At 52.9% G+C, this 3,156-nt stretch carries 2 rRNA genes; both read left to right on the forward strand.

The window, feature by feature from the left end:
• The first annotated feature begins 18 nt into the window (after positions 1–18).
• Positions 19–2,900, forward strand: a 23S ribosomal RNA gene (locus tag U5809_RS34435).
• A gap of 155 nt (positions 2,901–3,055) precedes the next feature.
• Positions 3,056–3,156: ribosomal RNA gene (rrf, locus tag U5809_RS34440) — 5S ribosomal RNA — on the forward strand; the annotation flags it as partial.

The raw sequence follows: 3,156 nt of genomic DNA on the forward strand, positions 1-3,156 counted from the left end.
GAGACAGACTCGTTATAGGGTCAAGCGAACAAGTGCATGTGGTGGATGCCTTGGCGATCACAGGCGATGAAGGACGCGGTAGCCTGCGAAAAGCTACGGGGAGCTGGCAAACAAGCTTTGATCCGTAGATGTCCGAATGGGGAAACCCACTCCTTTTGGAGTATCCATGGCTGAATACATAGGCCATGCGAAGCGAACGCGGTGAACTGAAACATCTAAGTAACCGCAGGAAAAGAAATCAACCGAGATTCCCAAAGTAGTGGCGAGCGAAATGGGATGAGCCTTGTACTCTTTATTTGTATTGTTAGCCGAACGCTCTGGAAAGTGCGGCCATAGCGGGTGATAGCCCCGTAGGCGAAAACAGTATGAAAGAACTAGGTGTACGACAAGTAGGGCGGGACACGTGAAATCCTGTCTGAAGATGGGGGGACCATCCTCCAAGGCTAAATACTCGTGATCGACCGATAGTGAACCAGTACCGTGAGGGAAAGGCGAAAAGAACCCCGGGAGGGGAGTGAAATAGATCCTGAAACCGCATGCATACAAACAGTCGGAGCCTCGTAAGGGGTGACGGCGTACCTTTTGTATAATGGGTCAGCGACTTACGTTCAGTAGCAAGCTTAACCGTATAGGGCAGGCGTAGCGAAAGCGAGTCCGAATAGGGCGTTCAGTTGCTGGGCGTAGACCCGAAACCAAGTGATCTATCCATGGCCAGGATGAAGGTGCGGTAACACGTACTGGAGGTCCGAACCCACTAACGTTGAAAAGTTAGGGGATGAGCTGTGGATAGGGGTGAAAGGCTAAACAAACTTGGAAATAGCTGGTTCTCTCCGAAAACTATTTAGGTAGTGCCTCGTGTCTCACCTTCGGGGGTAGAGCACTGTCATGGTTGGGGGGTCTATTGCAGATTACCCCGCCATAGCAAACTCCGAATACCGAAGAGTGCAATCACGGGAGACAGACATCGGGTGCTAACGTCCGGTGTCAAGAGGGAAACAACCCAGACCGCCAGCTAAGGTCCCCAAATATAGCTAAGTGGGAAACGAAGTGGGAAGGCTAAAACAGTCAGGAGGTTGGCTTAGAAGCAGCCACCCTTTAAAGAAAGCGTAATAGCTCACTGATCGAGTCGTCCTGCGCGGAAGATGTAACGGGGCTAAGCTATATACCGAAGCTGCGGATGCGTGCTTTGCACGCATGGTAGGAGAGCGTTCCGTAAGCCTGCGAAGGTGCGTTGAAAAGCGTGCTGGAGGTATCGGAAGTGCGAATGCTGACATGAGTAGCGATAAAGGGGGTGAAAGGCCCCCTCGCCGTAAGCCCAAGGTTTCCTACGCAACGTTCATCGGCGTAGGGTGAGTCGGCCCCTAAGGCGAGGCAGAAATGCGTAGCTGATGGGAAGCAGGTCAATATTCCTGCACCATTGTTAGATGCGATGGGGGGACGGATCGCGGAAGGTTGTCCGGGTGTTGGAAGTCCCGGTCGCTGCATTGGAGAAGGCGCTTAGGCAAATCCGGGCGCAGGATTCAAGGGTGTGGCGCGAGCTCCCTAGGGAGCGAAGCAATTGGAAGTGGTTCCAAGAAAAGCCTCTAAGCTTCAGTCTAACGATGACCGTACCGCAAACCGACACAGGTGGGCGAGATGAGTATTCTAAGGCGCTTGAGAGAACTCGGGAGAAGGAACTCGGCAAATTGGTACCGTAACTTCGGGATAAGGTACGCCCTTGTAGCTTGATGCCCCTGCGGGCAAAGGGTGAAGGGGTTGCAATAAACTGGTGGCTGCGACTGTTTAATAAAAACACAGCACTCTGCAAACACGAAAGTGGACGTATAGGGTGTGACGCCTGCCCGGTGCCGGAAGATTAAATGATGGGGTGCAAGCTCTTGATTGAAGTCCCGGTAAACGGCGGCCGTAACTATAACGGTCCTAAGGTAGCGAAATTCCTTGTCGGGTAAGTTCCGACCTGCACGAATGGCGTAACGATGGCCACACTGTCTCCTCCCGAGACTCAGCGAAGTTGAAGTGTTTGTGATGATGCAATCTACCCGCGGCTAGACGGAAAGACCCCATGAACCTTTACTGTAGCTTTGCATTGGACTTTGAACCGATCTGTGTAGGATAGGTGGGAGGCTATGAAACCGGAACGCTAGTTTCGGTGGAGCCGTCCTTGAAATACCACCCTGGTTTGTTTGAGGTTCTAACCTTGGCCCGTGATCCGGGTCGGGGACAGTGCATGGTAGGCAGTTTGACTGGGGCGGTCTCCTCCCAAAGCGTAACGGAGGAGTACGAAGGTACGCTAGGTACGGTCGGAAATCGTGCTGATAGTGCAATGGCATAAGCGTGCTTAACTGCGAGACCGACAAGTCGAGCAGGTGCGAAAGCAGGTCATAGTGATCCGGTGGTTCTGTATGGAAGGGCCATCGCTCAACGGATAAAAGGTACTCTGGGGATAACAGGCTGATACCGCCCAAGAGTTCATATCGACGGCGGTGTTTGGCACCTCGATGTCGGCTCATCTCATCCTGGGGCTGTAGCCGGTCCCAAGGGTATGGCTGTTCGCCATTTAAAGAGGTACGTGAGCTGGGTTTAAAACGTCGTGAGACAGTTTGGTCCCTATCTGCCGTGGGCGTTGGATATTTGAAGGGGGCTGCTCCTAGTACGAGAGGACCGGAGTGGACGAACCTCTGGTGTACCGGTTGTCACGCCAGTGGCATCGCCGGGTAGCTATGTTCGGAAGAGATAACCGCTGAAAGCATCTAAGCGGGAAACTCGCCTTAAGATGAGATATCCCTGGGGACTAGATCCCCTTGAAGGGTCGTTCGAGACCAGGACGTTGATAGGTCAGGTGTGTAAGCGCAGTAATGCGTTCAGCTAACTGATACTAATTGCCCGTAAGGCTTGATCCTATAACAAGTCTGCCTTGTAGATCGGCGCCGTGCGCAAGCACTGGCTGCAAGATCCAAGCGACAAGTTGGATTCTCGTGTGTGATACACACAACTCAAAAATTACTGCTTCTTCCAAGATTGGTTGTGCTGCGAAGCAGCGCAACAACCCTCTTTGCCTGATGACCATAGCGAGTCGGTCCCACCCCTTCCCATCCCGAACAGGACCGTGAAACGACTCTACGCCGATGATAGTGCGGATTCCCGTGTGAAAGTAGG

Source organism: Burkholderia sp. BCC1999, from assembly GCF_905339975.1.
Classification (GTDB): domain Bacteria; phylum Pseudomonadota; class Gammaproteobacteria; order Burkholderiales; family Burkholderiaceae; genus Burkholderia.